Origin of the sequence: Streptomyces sp. NPDC020898, assembly GCF_044333925.1 — a bacterium.
Classification (GTDB): domain Bacteria; phylum Actinomycetota; class Actinomycetes; order Streptomycetales; family Streptomycetaceae; genus Streptomyces.
The window spans coordinates 86723-102273 of record NZ_JBIRRV010000006.1 but is presented as its reverse complement, the minus strand read 5'-3'; the positions used below and the strand labels follow the sequence as shown (position 1 = coordinate 102273).

The 15551-nt window shown below is 71.7% G+C and carries 12 protein-coding genes; 5 read left to right on the top strand and 7 right to left on the bottom strand.

Annotated elements, in window-relative coordinates; all coding sequences use genetic code 11:
• Window positions 1–423 precede the first annotated feature (423 nt).
• The 3 genes from ACH4TV_RS20420 (at window position 424) to ACH4TV_RS20410 (ending at window position 3827) form a co-directional block, all read left to right on the top strand.
• Window positions 424–2448, top strand: a complete 2025-nt coding sequence (locus tag ACH4TV_RS20420) for an ABC transporter permease (RefSeq protein WP_398399958.1) — start codon at window positions 424–426, stop codon at window positions 2446–2448.
• A 53-nt stretch (window positions 2449–2501) separates the two neighbouring features.
• Complete coding sequence (locus ACH4TV_RS20415) at window positions 2502–3212, top strand: response regulator (protein ID WP_398399956.1); 711 nt, start codon at window positions 2502–2504, stop codon at window positions 3210–3212.
• A gap of 87 nt (window positions 3213–3299) precedes the next feature.
• On the top strand, window positions 3300–3827 hold the full coding sequence (locus ACH4TV_RS20410; protein WP_398400713.1) for an NUDIX hydrolase family protein: 528 nt from the start codon (window positions 3300–3302) through the stop codon (window positions 3825–3827).
• A gap of 214 nt (window positions 3828–4041) precedes the next feature.
• Here the strand turns inward: ACH4TV_RS20410 and ACH4TV_RS20405 are convergent, their stop codons facing one another.
• Both ACH4TV_RS20405 and ACH4TV_RS20400 read right to left on the bottom strand, forming a co-directional pair.
• Window positions 4042–7416, bottom strand: coding sequence for a pyruvate carboxylase (locus ACH4TV_RS20405; protein WP_398400711.1), 3375 nt, complete (start codon window positions 7414–7416; stop codon window positions 4042–4044).
• Between the two features lie 103 nt (window positions 7417–7519).
• Window positions 7520–9346 (bottom strand): ABC transporter ATP-binding protein, encoded by a 1827-nt coding sequence (locus ACH4TV_RS20400; protein ID WP_398399954.1) that lies wholly within the window; start codon window positions 9344–9346, stop codon window positions 7520–7522.
• Window positions 9347–9587: 241 nt separating this feature from the next.
• Between ACH4TV_RS20400 and ACH4TV_RS20395 the strand changes: the two genes are divergently transcribed.
• Both ACH4TV_RS20395 and ACH4TV_RS20390 read left to right on the top strand, forming a co-directional pair.
• A complete protein-coding gene (locus ACH4TV_RS20395; RefSeq protein WP_398399952.1) occupies window positions 9588–10364 on the top strand; it encodes a hypothetical protein in 777 nt (258 codons plus the stop codon).
• Between the two features lie 85 nt (window positions 10365–10449).
• The gene (locus ACH4TV_RS20390; protein WP_398400709.1) at window positions 10450–11451 is read left to right on the top strand and encodes a glycoside hydrolase family 43 protein; all 1002 of its coding nucleotides are present in this window, start codon (window positions 10450–10452) and stop codon (window positions 11449–11451) included.
• Between the two features lie 161 nt (window positions 11452–11612).
• Here ACH4TV_RS20390 and ACH4TV_RS20385 read toward each other — a convergent pair whose 3' ends face one another.
• From ACH4TV_RS20385 to phzG, 5 genes are all read right to left on the bottom strand, one after another.
• Window positions 11613–12359 (bottom strand): VOC family protein, encoded by a 747-nt coding sequence (locus ACH4TV_RS20385; RefSeq protein WP_398399950.1) that lies wholly within the window; start codon window positions 12357–12359, stop codon window positions 11613–11615.
• A 139-nt stretch (window positions 12360–12498) separates the two neighbouring features.
• Entirely contained in the window at window positions 12499–13692 is a 1194-nt protein-coding gene (gene metK / locus ACH4TV_RS20380) for a methionine adenosyltransferase (protein WP_398399948.1), read from the bottom strand.
• Window positions 13693–13716: 24 nt separating this feature from the next.
• Window positions 13717–14352 (bottom strand): NAD(P)H:quinone oxidoreductase, encoded by a 636-nt coding sequence (gene wrbA / locus ACH4TV_RS20375; RefSeq protein WP_398399946.1) that lies wholly within the window; start codon window positions 14350–14352, stop codon window positions 13717–13719.
• Complete coding sequence (locus tag ACH4TV_RS20370) at window positions 14349–14873, bottom strand: flavin reductase family protein (RefSeq protein ID WP_398399944.1); 525 nt, start codon at window positions 14871–14873, stop codon at window positions 14349–14351. The genes wrbA and ACH4TV_RS20370 overlap by 4 nt, the downstream gene beginning before the upstream one ends.
• Before the next feature lie 31 nt (window positions 14874–14904).
• Window positions 14905–15543, bottom strand: a complete 639-nt coding sequence (gene phzG, locus ACH4TV_RS20365) for a phenazine biosynthesis FMN-dependent oxidase PhzG (protein WP_398399942.1) — start codon at window positions 15541–15543, stop codon at window positions 14905–14907.
• Between the last annotated feature and the right edge of the window lie 8 nt (window positions 15544–15551).

The following is a 15551-nucleotide window of genomic DNA, read 5'->3' as shown; positions in this document are numbered from 1 at the left end:
CCCCGGGGCCCCTGAGCCTGGCGGCCCCTCAACCCGACGGCCCCTGACTCCGACCGCACCTGAACCTGGCAGCCCCTCAACCCGTCACCCCCGGCCCCTGAACCTGGCAGCCCCTGACTCCGGCGGTCCCTGCAGCCCACCGCATCGCCCTGGTCACGGGACCCGACCGCTTACCTCTCCCTCCCGGGTCGCTGATCCCGGGTCGCTGGTCCCGGCCACAATTCCTCTCCTCCCTGCCGCAGCCCCCGGTCACATTCCTCTCGCCCTCTTTGGTTGCCGGCCCTGCCACGGTCCTCCCCCCCTCTCCTGGCCGCCGCGTCCGTCACCGTCCTTACGCCCTCCCCGGCCGCCGGCCACGGGGCGCCCGGCCCACGCACCCACGCCTCCCACACGCCCTGCTCTCCCGATCACCCCGGAGCTCTCATGTCCTCGCCCGTCCCGCAGTTGACGTGGTTTCTCGCGCGTCGCTCAGGCCGCCGCGGCCTGCACAGCCAGTTGCTGGCGGCCGGTGCCGCGGCCGTCGGCTCGCTGATCCTGCTGGTGCTGACGGCCGCCTACTTCGGCAGCGGCGCCCGCGCCCACGACACGGCGTGGCGCACCCCGGCCCCCGACCGCCACGGCACAGCCGTACAGACGCTCGCCACGACATACCTCGGTGATCGGGCGGTCACCGTCGTGTCGTTGGCCCAGCTGCCCGGCCGCAGGGCGACTCCGGCGCCTCCGGGGCTGACCGGGTTCCCGAAGCCCGGGCAGGTGTACGTCTCGCCCGCCCTGGCCGAGCTGCTGCACAGGACGCCGGCGGGCCAACTCGCCGACCGCTTCCCGAAGGTGTCCTCGTACGGCACCCTCGGCGACGCCGGTCTCGCGGCGCCCGAGGAGCTCGTGGCCGTCGTGGGGAGGGCCGCGTCCGACCCGGCGGTCTCCACCGCGGCCGAACCGCTCGGCATGTTCGCCGACTTCAGCGGTCAGACCGAACGCGCGGTGATCTCCGGCTTCGACGGTACGCACGTCAGTTTGTTCACGTCGGCGGACAAGCCCGCGGTGTCGATCGGTGTGGCGATCGTCGGCGTCCCTGTGATCGTGCTCGCGGCTGCTGCCGGACGGCTCGGCGCGGCCCGGCGTGAGCAACGGCTCGCCGCACTGCGGCTGGCGGGGGCGACGCCGCGCCAGATCCTCGCGATGACCGGCCTGGAGTCGGCGGCCGTCGGCGCGGCCGGGGCCCTCACGGGCGCCTTCGCATACGTTCTGCTGTTGCCCGCGCTCGCGCGGATCCCGTTCGGCATCGGCACCTGGTACACCGGCCGGCTGTGGGTGGGGCTGCCCTGGCTGCTGGGGATCGTGGCGTTCGTGGCCGGCCTCATCGCGGTGAGCGCCATGATGACGTTGCGCCAGGTGGCGACCTCTCCGCTGGGCGTGGCCCAGGAGGCGAACCCTCGCCGTACCCGCCTCGTCCGCCTGGTCCTCTTCGCCGCGGTCCTGCTGTACATCTACGTGACGGCCTCGTCGGGCGACACGAGCAGCAGTCAGCAACTCGCGATGCTGCTCATGTTCTACGGCGCCTTCTGGCTGCTCGGCCCCTGGGTCGTGGACCGACTCGGCCGGATCACCGCCCGGTTCGCCCGCCGTCCGGCGACCCTGCTGGCGGCGCGTCGGCTCAGCGACGACCCGCGCGGCTCCTGGCGCACCGTCAGCGGGCTGGTCCTCGCCGGGTTCGTGGCCGGGTTCTTCACCGTGGGCAACGTGGGCAACGACGAGTACCGCTTCCCCGGCCAGGTCGCCGTACCCACCGCAAGCACCGCCGCGGCCGGCACAGCCGCTGCCGAGGCTCGTACTCTGCTCCGCGCCGCCGGAGTGAAGGCGACCGTCACCGCCAGCGACGGTGACGCCGAGATACTGGGCGCCACCCCGGGAGTGGTCGTCCATGTCTTTGGCGGATCCGGCGGATCCGGCGGAGCAGCGCAGCTCGACACTGCCGTCACCGCCCTGTCGGACCTGGTGCCCGGCCAGCTCCCGTACACCCAGGACTACGTCAACGCCGAGTACGTGGCCTTCACCAGCCGGCTGGGCGAACTCGGCACCGCCGCCCTCGCGGTCAGCTTCCTCGTCGCGACGGCCTCCGCCGGGCTGACCGCCGCCGCGAACGTGCTCGACCGGCGACGCGTCTACGCCCTGCTGCGGCTGGCCGGCACCCCGCTGAAGCTCCTCGACCGGGCCAGGGTCCGTGAGACGGTCCTCCCGCTGGTCGTCCTCGCCGGCGGCACCACCGCCGCCGGTGTCTACGCCGCCTTCCAGGTCAACAAGCTGTTCGAGAGCACGATCAGCACCTCCGGTGCGGTGACCCTGGCGGTCTGCGTGACGGTGGGCGTGCTGGCCATGTTCGCGGCGATCGGAGCGAGCAGGCCACTGCTGCGGGCGGTCACGGAGGATGCGACCCGGACGGCGGACTGAGGACAGGAACCCACCGGGTCCGTCCCTTCCCACCCCTGAGGCATGATCGAGTCATGACCCCCGCCCCGCCCAGCCCTCCGATCCGGGTCCTGATCGCAGACGACCAGGACATGGTCCGTACCGGCTTCCGCTTCTTCCTGGACGCCCAGCCCGACATCACCGTGGTCGCCGAGGCCGCCGACGGTGAGGAGGCGGTGGCGCTGGCCCGCCGCGAACGTCCGGACGTGTGCCTGCTCGACATCCGGATGCCCAAGCTCGACGGCCTGGAGGCGACCCGGCTGCTGGCCGGCCCCGGTGTCGCCGACCCGATGCGGGTCGTCGTGGTCACCACCTTCGACCTCGACGAGTACGTGTACGGGGCACTGCGCGGCGGCGCCTGCGGTTTCCTCCTCAAGGACTCGGGGCCCGTCCTGCTCGCGGAGGCGGTACGGGCCGCGGCGGCCGGTGACTCCCTGGTGTCGCCGTCGGTCACCGTCCGCCTGCTCCAGCACATCACCGCCCCGCAGGCCACCGCGTCCCGTCCCGCGGCCCCGCCCCGGGTCTCGTCCGCGACGCTCAGGGAACCGCTCACCGACCGGGAGCTCGACGTTGTCCGGCTGGTCGCCCTCGGGCACACCAACGCCGAGATCGCCGCCTCGCTGTACGTCTCCCTCTCCACGGTCAAGACGCATCTGTCGAGCGTGCAGTCGAAACTGGCCGCACGGAACCGGGTGGAGATCGCGGCCTGGGCCTGGCAGAACGGGCACACACGCCCGGAGGTGTGAGCAGCGGCACCCGGATGTGGCGCGTTCTACGTGGAACGGCTCTGCAGAAACAGGACGAGTTGAAAGTACGATCAGCAAATGTCTGACATGATCGAAACCACGCCCGGCTGGCTGGCACCCGACGAGCTCGAGCAGTCTCGCTCCCGGATGCCGATCCTCTACGTCGAAGCCGTACCGGTGCGCGTCGACGACAACGGCGAAGTCATCAAGATCGGCCTGCTCCTGCGCATCGGATCGGACGGCAACGTCAGCCGCGCGCTGGTGTCGGGCCGGGTCCTGCACCACGAACGCGTGCGCGACGCCCTCCTGCGCAACCTGGAGAAGGACCTGGGCCCGGTGGCACTCCCCCGGGTCCCGGCCTCCCCGCAGCCCTTCACCGTCGCGGAGTACTTCCCGACGCTGGGGGTCACCCCGTTCCACGACCCGCGCCAGCACGCGGTGTCGCTCGCCTACATCGTCCCGGTGGCCGGCGACTGCCGCCCCCGTCAGGACGCCCTCGACCTGGTCTGGTTCAGCCCGGAGGAGGCCTCCTCCCCCGTGGTCCAGAACGAGATGCCGGGCGGCCAGGGAGTCCTCCTCAAGCAGGCCCTGGCCCACGTCGGCTGCCTGTCCTGAACGGGAGCGACGGTGAAGCGGCCCCACCGAGCCGCTTCACCGCTCCCGCCTGCGGATTTCCTCGCCGCAGCTGTCCGGCGGTCAGGTGCAGCGCCTCGGCATCGCCATCTTGATCTGGCCCCCGACGTTCACGCCTCCCCCGTACGCCGTGTTCGACAACCCCGAGAGCCACTACGGCGGACAGGCGTCCTGAGCCTCGACGGCGACCCCGGACTCAGGCGATCTCGACGAGCAGATCGCCGCCCTCCACCTGCTGGATCCTGTTGATGGCCAGCCGCGACACCCGGCCGGCCTTCGAGGCGGTGACCGAGGCTTCCATCTTCATCGCCTCGATGGTGGCCACCGTGGCGCCGGCTGCCACCTCGTCCCCCTCGGAGACCGCGAGGGTCACCACTCCGGCGAACGGCGCGGCGACATGGCCGGAGTTGGCCCGGTCGGCCTTCTCCGTCGCCGGGATGTCGGAGGACACGGCGGTGTCGCGCACCTGGATCGGCCGCAGCTGGCCGTTCAGGGCGGACATCACGGTGCGCATCCCGCGTTCGTCGGCCTCGCCCACGGCCTCCAGCTCGATGAGCAGCCGGACGCCCGGTTCGAGGTCGACGGCGTACTCCGTCCCCGGACGCAGCCCGTAGAAGAAGTCCTTGCTGTCCAGCACGCTGGTGTCGCCGTAGGTCTGACGGTGCGTCTCGTACTCGCGGGTCGGCCCGGGGAACAGCAGCCGGTTGAGCGTCGCCCGCCGGGACTTCGCCAGGCCCGTACGGTCGTCGGCGGTCAGTTCCTCGGCGGGCTTCGGGGCGGCGCGACCCTCCAGGGCCTTCGTGCGGAACGGCTCCGGCCAGCCGCCGGGCGGGTTGCCCAGTTCGCCGCGGAGGAAGCCGATGACGGAGTCGGGGATGTCGAACTTGTCCGGCGTCGCCTCGAAGTCCGCCGGCGAGACGTCGGCGCCCACCAGGTGGAGCGCGAGGTCACCGACCACCTTCGACGAAGGGGTGACCTTCACCAGCCGGCCGAGGATGCGGTCGGCGGCGGCGTACATCGCCTCGATCGCCTCGAAGCGGTCACCGAGGCCCAGCGCGACCGCCTGGGTGCGCAGGTTGGACAGCTGGCCGCCGGGGATCTCGTGGTGGTAGACCCGCCCGGTCGGCGAGGCCAGGCCCGCCTCGAACGGTGCGTAGATCTTGCGGACGCTCTCCCAGTACGGTTCCAGGTCGCCCACGGCCTTCAGGCTGAGCCCGGTGGACCGCTCGGAGTAGTCGGTCGCGGCGACGATGCCCGACAGCGACGGCTGGGACGTGGTGCCCGCCATCGACGCCACTGCGCCGTCGACCGCGTCCGCACCGGCCTGGATCGCCGCGAGATAGGTCGCGAGCTGGCCGCCCGCGGTGTCGTGCGTGTGGATGTGGACCGGCAGCCCGAACTCGCGGCGCAGCGCCGTGACGAGGGTCGTGGCGGCCGGGGCCCGCAGCAGGCCCGCCATGTCCTTGACGGCCAGGACGTGGGCGCCGGCCTCGACGATCTGCTCGGCGAGGCGGAGATAGTAGTCCAGGGTGTAGAGCCGCTCCGACGGGTCGGAGAGGTCGGCCGTGTAGCAGAGGGCGACCTCGGCGATCGCCGTGCCCGTCTCCCGGACGGCGTCGATGGCGGGCCGCATCTGCCCGACGTCGTTGAGCGCGTCGAAGATCCGGAAGATGTCGATGCCGGTGGCCGCGGCCTCCTGCACGAAGGCGTCGGTCACCTCGGTCGGATACGGCGTGTAGCCCACGGTGTTGCGGCCGCGCAACAGCATCTGGAGGCAGATGTTCGGTACGGCCTCGCGCAGGGCGGCCAGCCGTTCCCAGGGGTCTTCGGCGAGGAACCGGAGGGCGACGTCGTAGGTGGCGCCGCCCCAGCACTCCAGGGACAGCAGCTCGGGCAGCGTCCGCGCCACCACCGGGGCGATGGCGAGCATGTCCTTGGTACGGACCCGGGTGGCCAGCAGGGACTGGTGGGCGTCGCGGAACGTGGTGTCGGTGACGCCGATCGCCGGTGACTCGCGCAGCCACCGGGCGAAGCCCTCCGGGCCCAGTTCGACGAGCCGCTGCCTCGATCCCGCGGGCGGTTCCGTGGCCGGCACGGGCGGCACCTTGGTGATCGGGTCGACCAGCTCGGGCCGTTCACCGTGCGGCTTGTTCACCGTGCGGTCGGCGAGGTAGGTGAGCAGCTTCGTACCGCGGTCGGCGGAGTGACGTGCCGTGAGCAGGTGCGGTCGCCGCTCGATGAACGACGTCGTGACCTGGCCGGCCCTGAAGTCCGGGTCGTCGAGCACGGCCTGCAGGAACGGGATGTTGGTGGCCACGCCGCGGATGCGGAACTCGGCCACGGCACGCCGGGCGCGGCCGATCGCGGTGGCGAAGTCACGGCCCCGGCAGGTGAGTTTGACCAGCATCGAGTCGAAGTGCGCGCTGATCTCCGTACCGGCGTGGGTGGTTCCGCCGTCCAGCCGGATGCCGGAGCCGCCGGGTGAGCGGTAGGCGCTGATCCGGCCGGTGTCCGGGCGGAAGCCGTTGGCGGGGTCCTCGGTGGTGATCCGGCACTGGAGTGCGGCACCGTGCAGGGTGACGGTGTCCTGCGAGAGGCCCAGGTCGGCCAGGGTCTCGCCGGAGGCGATGCGCAGCTGCGACTGCACGAGGTCGACGTCGGTGACCTCCTCGGTCACCGTGTGCTCGACCTGGATGCGCGGGTTCATCTCGATGAAGACGTGGTTGCCGTCGCGGTCGAGCAGGAACTCCACGGTGCCCGCGTTGCGGTAGCCGATCCGCTCGGCGAACCGCACGGCGTCGGCGCACATCCGGTCCCGCAGTTCCGGGTCGAGGTTCGGCGCGGGGGCCAGCTCGATCACCTTCTGGTGGCGGCGCTGCACCGAACAGTCGCGCTCGAACAGGTGGATGACGTTGCCCTGCCCGTCCGCGAGGATCTGCACCTCGATGTGGCGGGGCTCGACGACGGCCTTCTCCAGGAAGACCGTGGCGTCGCCGAACGCGGACGCCGCCTCGCGGGCCGCGGCCTCGATGGACTCGCGCAGCAGGGCGGGCTCCTCGACCCGCCGCATGCCACGCCCGCCGCCACCCGCGACGGCCTTGACGAACAGCGGGAAGCCGACATCCTCGGCGGCGCGCACGAGTTCGTCCACGTCACTGGAGGGGGCGGAGGAGCCGAGTACCGGTACGCCGGCCTCGCGGGCGGCGGCCACCGCGCGCGCCTTGTTGCCGGTCAGCTCCAGCGTGTCCGCGCTCGGGCCGACGAAGGTGATGCCGGCCTCCTCGCACGCGCGCGCCAGGTCGGGGTTCTCGGACAGGAACCCGTAGCCCGGGTACACCGCGTCCGCTCCGGCCCGCTGCGCCGCGCGCACGATCTCCTCGACGGACAGATAGGCCCGTACGGGGTGCCCGGGCTCGCCGATCTCATAGGCCTCGTCGGCCTTCAACCGGTGCAGTGAATTGCGATCCTCGTGCGGGAAGACGGCCACGGTCCTCGCGCCCAGCTCATAGCTGGCGCGAAACGCGCGAATCGCGATCTCTCCACGGTTGGCGACCAGCACCTTGCGGAACATCCTGGATCCCTTCAGCCTGCCGGTGACGCGCCCCATGGTGTCGGCCCCGCCCGCCCGGCGCCATGTGAGCCGGGCCACTCACCGCCACCCTAGATGCGTTCACTCAGTGCAGGTCGGCCCGCGCGGGACTGTCGTCGAGGGGGTCGTCGTCGAGGAAGCCCCCCGACTGGTGCTGCCACAGCTTCGCGTACGCGCCCTCCGTCGCGAGGAGCTCCTGGTGCGTGCCCTGCTCGACGATCCGGCCGCGGTCGAGGACGACGAGCCGGTCCATGGTGGCGACCGTGCTCAGCCGGTGCGCCACCACGAGCGCCGTCCGTCCCTCCATGAGCCGCCACAACGCCTCCTGGACGAGGATCTCGCTCTCGGAGTCCAGGGCGCTGGTGGCCTCGTCGAGCAGCAGGATCGGCGCGTCGCGCAGGATCGCCCGGGCGAGCGCGACCCGCTGGCGCTGTCCCCCGGACAGTTTGACTCCACGCTCGCCCACCATGGTGTCGAAGCCGTCGGGCAGCGTGTCGGCGAACTCCGTGACGTGGGCCGCCTCGGCCGCGCGGCGGATCTCGGCGTCGGTGGCGTCCGGCCGGGCGAACGCGATGTTGTCCCGCAGGGTGCGGTGGAACATCGCCGGGTCCTGCGGCACGTAGGCGATCAGACCGCGCAGGTCGGCCTGGCGCAGCCTGCTGATGTCCTGGCCCCCGATCAGGATCCGGCCGGCCTCGATGTCCGTCATCCGCAGCAGCAGCCGGGTCAGCGTGGTCTTGCCGCCGCCGGACCGGCCGACGAGGCCGATCTTCGTCCCGCTGGCAACCGCCAGGTCGAGGTCCTCGAACAGCGGCCGCGCGCCCCCGTGGGCGAAGGTCACCTGTTCGAAGCGGACGTCGGCGGTCCCGGGCAGCGGCGCCGGGGACGCGGGGTCGAGCACGGTGGGCGGCGCCAGCAGCAGCTCGGTGAACTGCGCGGCCTCCGTCATCGAGCTCTCCAGGCGGCGGTAGATCTGGTTGAACTCGAACATGATCCGCGTCGCGTTCGTGTAGTACGTGAAGGCGACCACGACCGCCTCCACCCCGAGCGTGCCCCCGCCGAGCGCGACCGCGAGCAGCAGGCCCAGCGCGTTGGTCAGTACGGACATCGGCGCGACCAGGGTGTCGATGCGCAGGTTGCCGTAGTCCCACGACCGCAGCGTGAGCCGGCGCGACGCGGCGACGCGGGACCGGTGCTCGGCGGCCTCACGTTCCTCGGCGGCGAACGCCCGGACCGTGTCCATGTTCATGAGGCTGTCGGCGACGTGGCCGGCCACCCGGGCGATCGCCTCCTCGCGCTTGTCGACGAGCGCCTGACGGCGACGGATGAGGGGTACCACGATCAGCGCCGTCACCGCGATCATCGCCAACAGGCCGACGACGAGCAGCGGTTCGTAGCGCCACAGCACCACCGACCCGAACAGGAGCGGCACCAGACTGCCCACAACCTGGAACGTCAGCGTGTCGACGAACTCCTCGAAGCGGGACGCGAAGCTCAGGACCCGCTTGGTCAGCGACCCGGCGAAGTTGTCGTGGAAGAACGCGGCGTCCTTGGCGAACAGTTCGTCCATGCCGATCACGTACAGGTTCTCGATGCCGCGGGCGTCGAGGCGGTTGAGACAGTGCAGGCCGAGGCGCCACAGCACTTCCGCGAGCAGCAGGACACCGGCGAAAGCGATGACGTACGGCAGCGTCGAGCCGAGGGTGATACCGGCGTCGTCGGCGATGCGGCCGACGAGCTTCGCGACGATCAGCGGTGCGATGTAGTTGATGCCGATGTTGCCCAGGGCGGGCAGCAGCATCCCGGGTACCGTCAGCAGCCGGAGCCGGGCCAACTCCCGTCCGTAGTAACGAAGTGCGAGGAGCACCGAGCCCCTGCTCCGCGGAACCTCACGCGATTCGGGCAATCCCATTCCCACCCTGTGTTGTCCGTGTTGCCTCAGATGACCGCGATGCCACCGTGCGAGTACGGGGAGGCCAGGACCCGAATTGTCCCGCGCCGGCGCTCCCGGAGTCCAAGCGTTTTCCCCGCCCGTCAACCCGCCGTACCCCCAATATCCCGGCGACCCCCGCAGGAGCCTCACACAGGCTGCACACAGTCCCTCGAACTCGTCGTTAGCGTTACTGGCCACTCGAACGAGGAAGACCCCCCAGATGGACTACTGCTCCTCCTGTCGTCGGCATCTCAACGGCGCCCTGGCGTGTCCCGGTTGCGGTGCCTACGCCCCGGACATCGCCCCGGTCGCCCTGGCGACGACGGGCACAGCGCCCGCGTGGGAGGCGCCGCCCTCGGACACGTGGGCGGACGACCCGGGCCACGACCTCACCCCCGTACCGTCCGCGCCGGACGGACGGGCGGCACGGCGGCGGCAGCGGGCCCGCTGGAAGAAGAACCAACGCCGGGCCGTGGTGGCGACCGCCGTCGCGCTCGTCGGAGGCGGCCTGACGGTGTCCGCGATGAACCAGCGGTCCGGCGACCGGGCACAGGCGGCCACGGCGCCGGAGTCCACGGGCACGGATTCGGGCATGACCACGGATGCGGGCGCCGCGGAGCTGCCGGCGACGTCGTACACGCGGCCGACCGGAACACAGCCCGACACCCGCCTCTCCTCCACACCCTCCGCGCCTGCCGCGCCCGAGCGCTCGCGCGGGCGGCACGCCGCCCCGCCCCTCAACGCGCCCTCGGACGTTCGCCCGGACGCGGCTGCCCCACCGCGTACGGCGACAACGCCGGTCCCTCAGTCGCAGGCCGTCTCCCCGACCCCCGAAGCCACGGTCCCCGACAGCAGCACCCCGGAGCCGGTCCAGACGCCCGCTCCCGCTGCCACTCCCACCGCCACCGACCCGAGCCCGGAAACGCCGGCGCCGAGCCCCACGCCGGCCGCTACTTCGCCGACACAGCTCTGCCTGCTCGTGATCTGCCTCGGCTGACGGTGTCGGGCACGGCCGGCGACCCGACCGTGCCCGATCCCCGTCGACGTATTCTTCGCCCGTGACCGTGCCCGAGAGCGAACCGATGCGGCTTCCCGACATGCCGCTGCACGATCCGTTCGTCGTCGCCGACACGAAGACCCGCGCCTACCACCTCTACACGTCCAACGACCCGTCCGTATCGGGCGTGGACGGCACCGGCACGATGGTCTACCGCAGCCACGACCTGCGCGACTGGACGCGTCCCGTCGTGGTCTTCCTGGCCGCCGAGCAGCGGGAGATCTGGGCGACCGACGGCGGATGGGCGCCGGAGGTGCACGAATGGGACGGCAGGTACTACCTGTTCACCACACTCCACAACGAGGACAGGCCGCTGCCGGTGCCGCCGCCCAACCAGTGGGGCACGCCGTTCCAGGTCCCGGCCCACATGCGCGGCACGATCACCGCCGTGGCCGACTCGCTGCTGGGTCCCTTCACCGTCGTCGACCCCTCGCGCCCCACCCCACCGGGGAACCTCATGACCCTCGACGGCACGCTCCACGTCGACGCGTCCGGGCAGCCCTGGATGGTGTACGCGCACGAGTGGCTGCAGACCATCGACGGAACCATGGAGGCGATCCGGCTGGCCCCGGACCTGACCCGGACGATCGGGGACCCGGTCTTCCTGTTCAAGGCCTCGGACGCGTCCTGGATCACCGAGCAGATCCCCGGCGGCCATCCGCACCAGCTCCCGCCCTACATCACCGACGGCCCCCAGCTCCACCGCACCCCTGACGGATCGCTGCTCATGTTGTGGTCGACGTACGAGAAGAACGTGGCCGGCCGGGACGGGACCATCAGCGGCGGCTATGTGCAGACCTACGCCACCTCACGGTCCGGCGCCGTCACCGGGCCGTGGCAGCAGCACCGGCCGCTGGTCCGCGACGACAGCGGCCACGGCATGCTCTTCCACACGTTCGACGACCGGCTGATGATGGTTCTCCACCGCCCCTTCGAGAACGCGCGGGGCAAGTTGTACGAGATGGAACTCCTCGGCCACGAACTACGGGTGCTCCGCCGACGCGCCGACCTCGACGGCGGCGGATGAGCCGGGCTGCCCGGCCGAGGATCACCGTGCACTCCCACGCCCGCCGGGGTGAGGGCCGGCAGTACGCCAGGGCCGACTCGGAGGCTCGCTCTGCATCGCGAACCACCTCCCGCCTCCTCCGGGTACGAACGTCCTGGGGCCGCCTGGCAGACCCGGCGCCGTCAGGCGAACTGGACCAGGGCCAGAGTCACGTCTGCCGGGTCCTTCACGAGGGCGACGCGTCCGACGCCGGCCACCTCGGCGGGCCCGGAGACGACGGTGCCGCCCAGTGCGGCCGCCGCGACCGCCGCGCCGTCGATGTCCTCGACGCCGAAGTGCAGGGTCCATCCGGAGGCGGCCTCGGGGTCGCTCACGATGCCGCCGAACTCCGCCTTGCCCCCGACGAAGGTCAGCTGGTCCGCGGCGCCGCCGGCCCGGGGAACGGCCGCGGTCCAGCCGAAGACCTGGGCGTAGAACGCCTTGGCACCTTCGGCGTCCGGCGTGTTCAGTCCGAACCAGGACAGCGTGCCGGGCTCGCGCACCAGGCCGGAACCGGGGTGCCGGTCCGGCTCCCAGGCGCCGAAGACAGCGCCGTCGGGCGCCCGGTAGACGGCGGCGCTGCCCGCGACCGACACCTTCGTCGGCGGCTTCAGCACGCTGCCCCCGGCCGCCGCGACCGCCTTCGTCGTCCCGTCCAGGTCGTCCGACATGAAGTACACGCTCCAGCCGGCCGAGTACTCCTCGCCTTCCACGAGCCTGACAGCGCCCACGATCTTCTCTCCGTGCAGGGTGAAGTTCACGTATCCACCCGGGAGTTCGAGGGACTCCCAGCCGAAGAGGGAGCCGTAGAAGGCACGTGCGGAGGCGACGTCGGGGGTGTCGAGATCTGCCCAGCACGGGGCACCGGCGGGGTGACGGGCGATTTTCATCAGTTCTCCTCGGGTCGCGACGATCGATCTCCGTCCAGCGTGTCCGGGCCCTGCGCCCGACTCCAGCCGGAGCTGTCAACTCGACGATTCATTCCATGAGTTGAGCTTTCTACGACGAATCCGCTCGGCGGCCCGCGGCTCAGCTCCCCGCCGCGCTCCGCAGCGCATCCACCCGGTCCGTCCGCTCCCACGTGAAGTCGGGCAGTTCGCGGCCGAAGTGGCCGTACGCCGCGGTCTGGGCGTAGATCGGGCGCAGCAGGTCGAGGTCGCGGACGACGGCGGCCGGGCGCAGGTCGAAGACCTGCCGGACGGCGTGCTCGATCGCCGGGTACGGAACCGCGGCGGTGCCGAAGGTCTCCACGAACAGGCCGACCGGCTCGGCCCTGCCGATGGCGTACGCGACCTGCACCTCGCAGCGGCGCGCGAGTCCGGCCGCCACCACGTTCTTGGCGACCCAGCGCATCGCGTACGCCGCCGAACGGTCGACCTTGGACGGGTCCTTGCCGGAGAAGGCGCCGCCACCGTGGCGCGCCATGCCGCCGTAGGTGTCGATGATGATCTTGCGGCCGGTCAGGCCGGCGTCGCCCATCGGGCCACCGATCTCGAAACGGCCGGTCGGGTTGACCAGGAGGCGGTAGTCCCCGGTGTCGAGTTTGATGCCGTCGTCCGCCAGGCGGGCCAACTCGTGCTCGACGACGTGGGTGCGGATGTCCGGGGCCAGCAGGCCGGCCAGGTCGACGTCCGCCGCGTGCTGGGCGGAGACGACGACCGTGTCGAGGCGCGCGGCCCGGCTGCCCAGGTACTCGATGGTGACCTGGGTCTTGCCGTCGGGGCGCAGGTAGGGGGCGACGCCCTCCTTGCGCACCTGCGTGAGGCGGTACGCCAGCCGGTGGGCCAACTGGATGGGCAGCGGCATCAGTTCGGGCGTCTCGTCGCAGGCGAATCCGAACATCAGGCCTTGGTCGCCGGCGCCCTGCCCGGACAGCGGGTCGACCTCCTCGCCGCTGCCGTCCACGCCCCGCGCGATGTCCGGGGACTGGGCCCCGATCGAGACGGACACCCCGCAGGAGCGGCCGTCGAACCCCTTCCGGGAGGAGTCGTAGCCGATGTCCAGGACGGCGTCCCGGACCAGGCCGGGGATGTCCGCGTACGCCCTCGTGGTCACCTCACCGGCGATGTGCACCTGGCCGGTGGTGATCAGGGTCTCCACGGCGACCCGCGAACACGGGTCCTCCTTGAGCAGGGCGTCGAGGACGGTGTCGCTGATCCGGTCGGCGATCTTGTCGGGGTGGCCCTCGGTCACGGACTCCGAGGTGAACAGGCGGCGGGACATGGCTCTCCCTGGGTCGAGGGGGTGTCATACGGTCGCGGAGGCGAGGGCGCGGGCGAGGCGCACCACCCTTTCGGCCTGGACGCGGGCCGCGTTGCGCGTGACGTCACCGACCGAAACGGTGCCGCCGGCGTCGTGGTGCGCGGTGCCGTACGGGTTGCCGTCGGCGAACTTGGCCGGGTGGGTGAAGCCGGGGGCGACGACGATGCCGCCGAAGTGGTGGAAGGAGTGCATCAGCGCGAGGAGGGTGGACTCGTTGCCGCCGTGCGGGCTGCCCGTGGAGGTGAAGCCGCTGTAGACCTTGTCGGCGAGCTCCCCCTTCCTCCACGCCCCGCCCAGGGTGGCGAGGAACTGACTGAGCTGGGCGGCGATGTTGCCGAACCGGGTCGGCGACCCCATCAGGACTGCGTCGGCCCACACCACGTCCTCGACCGCGGCGAGCGGGGTGCCGTCGGTCGCCGCCGTGGAGTCGACGCCCTCCGGCGGCGCCGACTCGGCGACTCTGCGCAGCCGGACCTCGGCGCCGGCCTTCTCCGCCGTCTCGGCGATCTCGCGGGCGATGTCGGCGACATGACCGGTGGCGGAGTAGTAGACGACAGCGACCTTCACGCGGGCTTCGACGGTCGCCGCGTCACGCACGATGTCGTTCGCCGGGGCCCTCACCAGTCCGCCAGATGCAGGGTCATGAGCGGCTCCGGCACGTCGAGCGCGGAAGCCGGGTGGGTGAAGGTCCGGTCGTAGTACACGAGCGGGGTGCGGTCGTCGTCCACGTGGGTGGTCAGGACCCGGCCGACGAGGATGCTGTGATCGCCCCCGTCCTCGACCGAGTGCAGTGCGCAGGCGACGCGGGCGCACGCGTGGGGCGAACCGGGCAGGCCCAGTTCGCAGGGCTCCATGTCCCCGTCGGCGAACCGGTCGACCCCGGAGCGGGCGAAGCGCCGGGCCACCTGGTCCTGTCCGTGCGCCAGGAGGTTGACCATGAAGTGGCCGGCCGTCGTGAAGGCCCGGTGGGTGCTGGCGGACTGGTTCAGGCAGACCAGGACGAGGGGCGGATCGAGGGACAGGGAGCTGAAGGAGGTCGCGGTGAACCCCCAGCGCCGTCCGGTGCCGTCGATGGTGGTCACCACGGTCACCGGTCCGGGAACCCGCGCCATGGCGCGGGTCAGGGCGGTTGTGTCGTCCATCGGTCGATCACTCTCCCTCACGGTTCACGGTTCACGGCTGGAGGCGGCTCGTACGCCACCCGGGGCCGCTGCGGTCGTAGCGCAGCCTGAGGTGCAGTCGGTCGGAGTCGGCGGACCAGAACTCGACAGTCGCCGGGGCGAGGAGATAGCCGACGTAGCGGGCGGGGCGGGGCAGTGGGGTGCCGGGGGCGGCGAGCCGGGCTGCCTCGGTGCGCAGGGCGGTCGCGTCCCGCAGGGGTTCGCTCTGCCGGGAGGCCGCGGACATGGAGTGCATGGGCACGGGCCGGCCGTACCAGAGGGCGTCGCACTCGCCGTCGCTGAGCTGTGTCACGGGGCCGGAGAGAATGAGCTGCCGGCCGGTCTCGCGCCAGTACAGCAGGCCCGACGCCCAGCCGGTGGCTGCGATCTCCCGGCCCTTCTGGCTGCTGGAGTGGCTGGCGAACACCAGCCCGCGGTCGGTGACTTCGGTGATGGAGACGATGCGGTTGGAGGCCCTTGCCAGGCCGTCGGCGGTCGCGAGAGCCAGGGCGCGCGGTTCCCGGACGCCGCGGGCGGTCGCCTCGCTGATCCACCGGTGGACGAGGTCCATGGGCTCGCCGGGGGGCTCCTCGTATTCGGGGAAGTCCAGGTCGACCTCGCCGGTGAGGCTTTCGAATCGGCTGGTGTTCACGTGTTCCT

Excerpts from the sequence above, each read along its gene's own strand:
- ACH4TV_RS20370 (WP_398399944.1), bottom strand. The coding sequence starts at position 14,873 with ATGGACGACACAACCGCCCTGACCCGCGCCATGGCGCGGGTTCCCGGA.
- ACH4TV_RS20410 (WP_398400713.1), top strand. The coding sequence starts at position 3,300 with ATGATCGAAACCACGCCCGGCTGGCTGGCACCCGACGAGCTCGAGCAG.
- metK (WP_398399948.1), bottom strand. The coding sequence starts at position 13,692 with ATGTCCCGCCGCCTGTTCACCTCGGAGTCCGTGACCGAGGGCCACCCC.
- ACH4TV_RS20400 (WP_398399954.1), bottom strand. The coding sequence starts at position 9,346 with ATGGGATTGCCCGAATCGCGTGAGGTTCCGCGGAGCAGGGGCTCGGTG.
- ACH4TV_RS20415 (WP_398399956.1), top strand. The coding sequence starts at position 2,502 with ATGACCCCCGCCCCGCCCAGCCCTCCGATCCGGGTCCTGATCGCAGAC.
- ACH4TV_RS20385 (WP_398399950.1), bottom strand. The coding sequence starts at position 12,359 with ATGAAAATCGCCCGTCACCCCGCCGGTGCCCCGTGCTGGGCAGATCTC.
- ACH4TV_RS20390 (WP_398400709.1), top strand. The coding sequence starts at position 10,450 with ATGCGGCTTCCCGACATGCCGCTGCACGATCCGTTCGTCGTCGCCGAC.
- ACH4TV_RS20395 (WP_398399952.1), top strand. The coding sequence starts at position 9,588 with ATGGACTACTGCTCCTCCTGTCGTCGGCATCTCAACGGCGCCCTGGCG.
- ACH4TV_RS20405 (WP_398400711.1), bottom strand. The coding sequence starts at position 7,416 with ATGTTCCGCAAGGTGCTGGTCGCCAACCGTGGAGAGATCGCGATTCGC.
- ACH4TV_RS20420 (WP_398399958.1), top strand. The coding sequence starts at position 424 with ATGTCCTCGCCCGTCCCGCAGTTGACGTGGTTTCTCGCGCGTCGCTCA.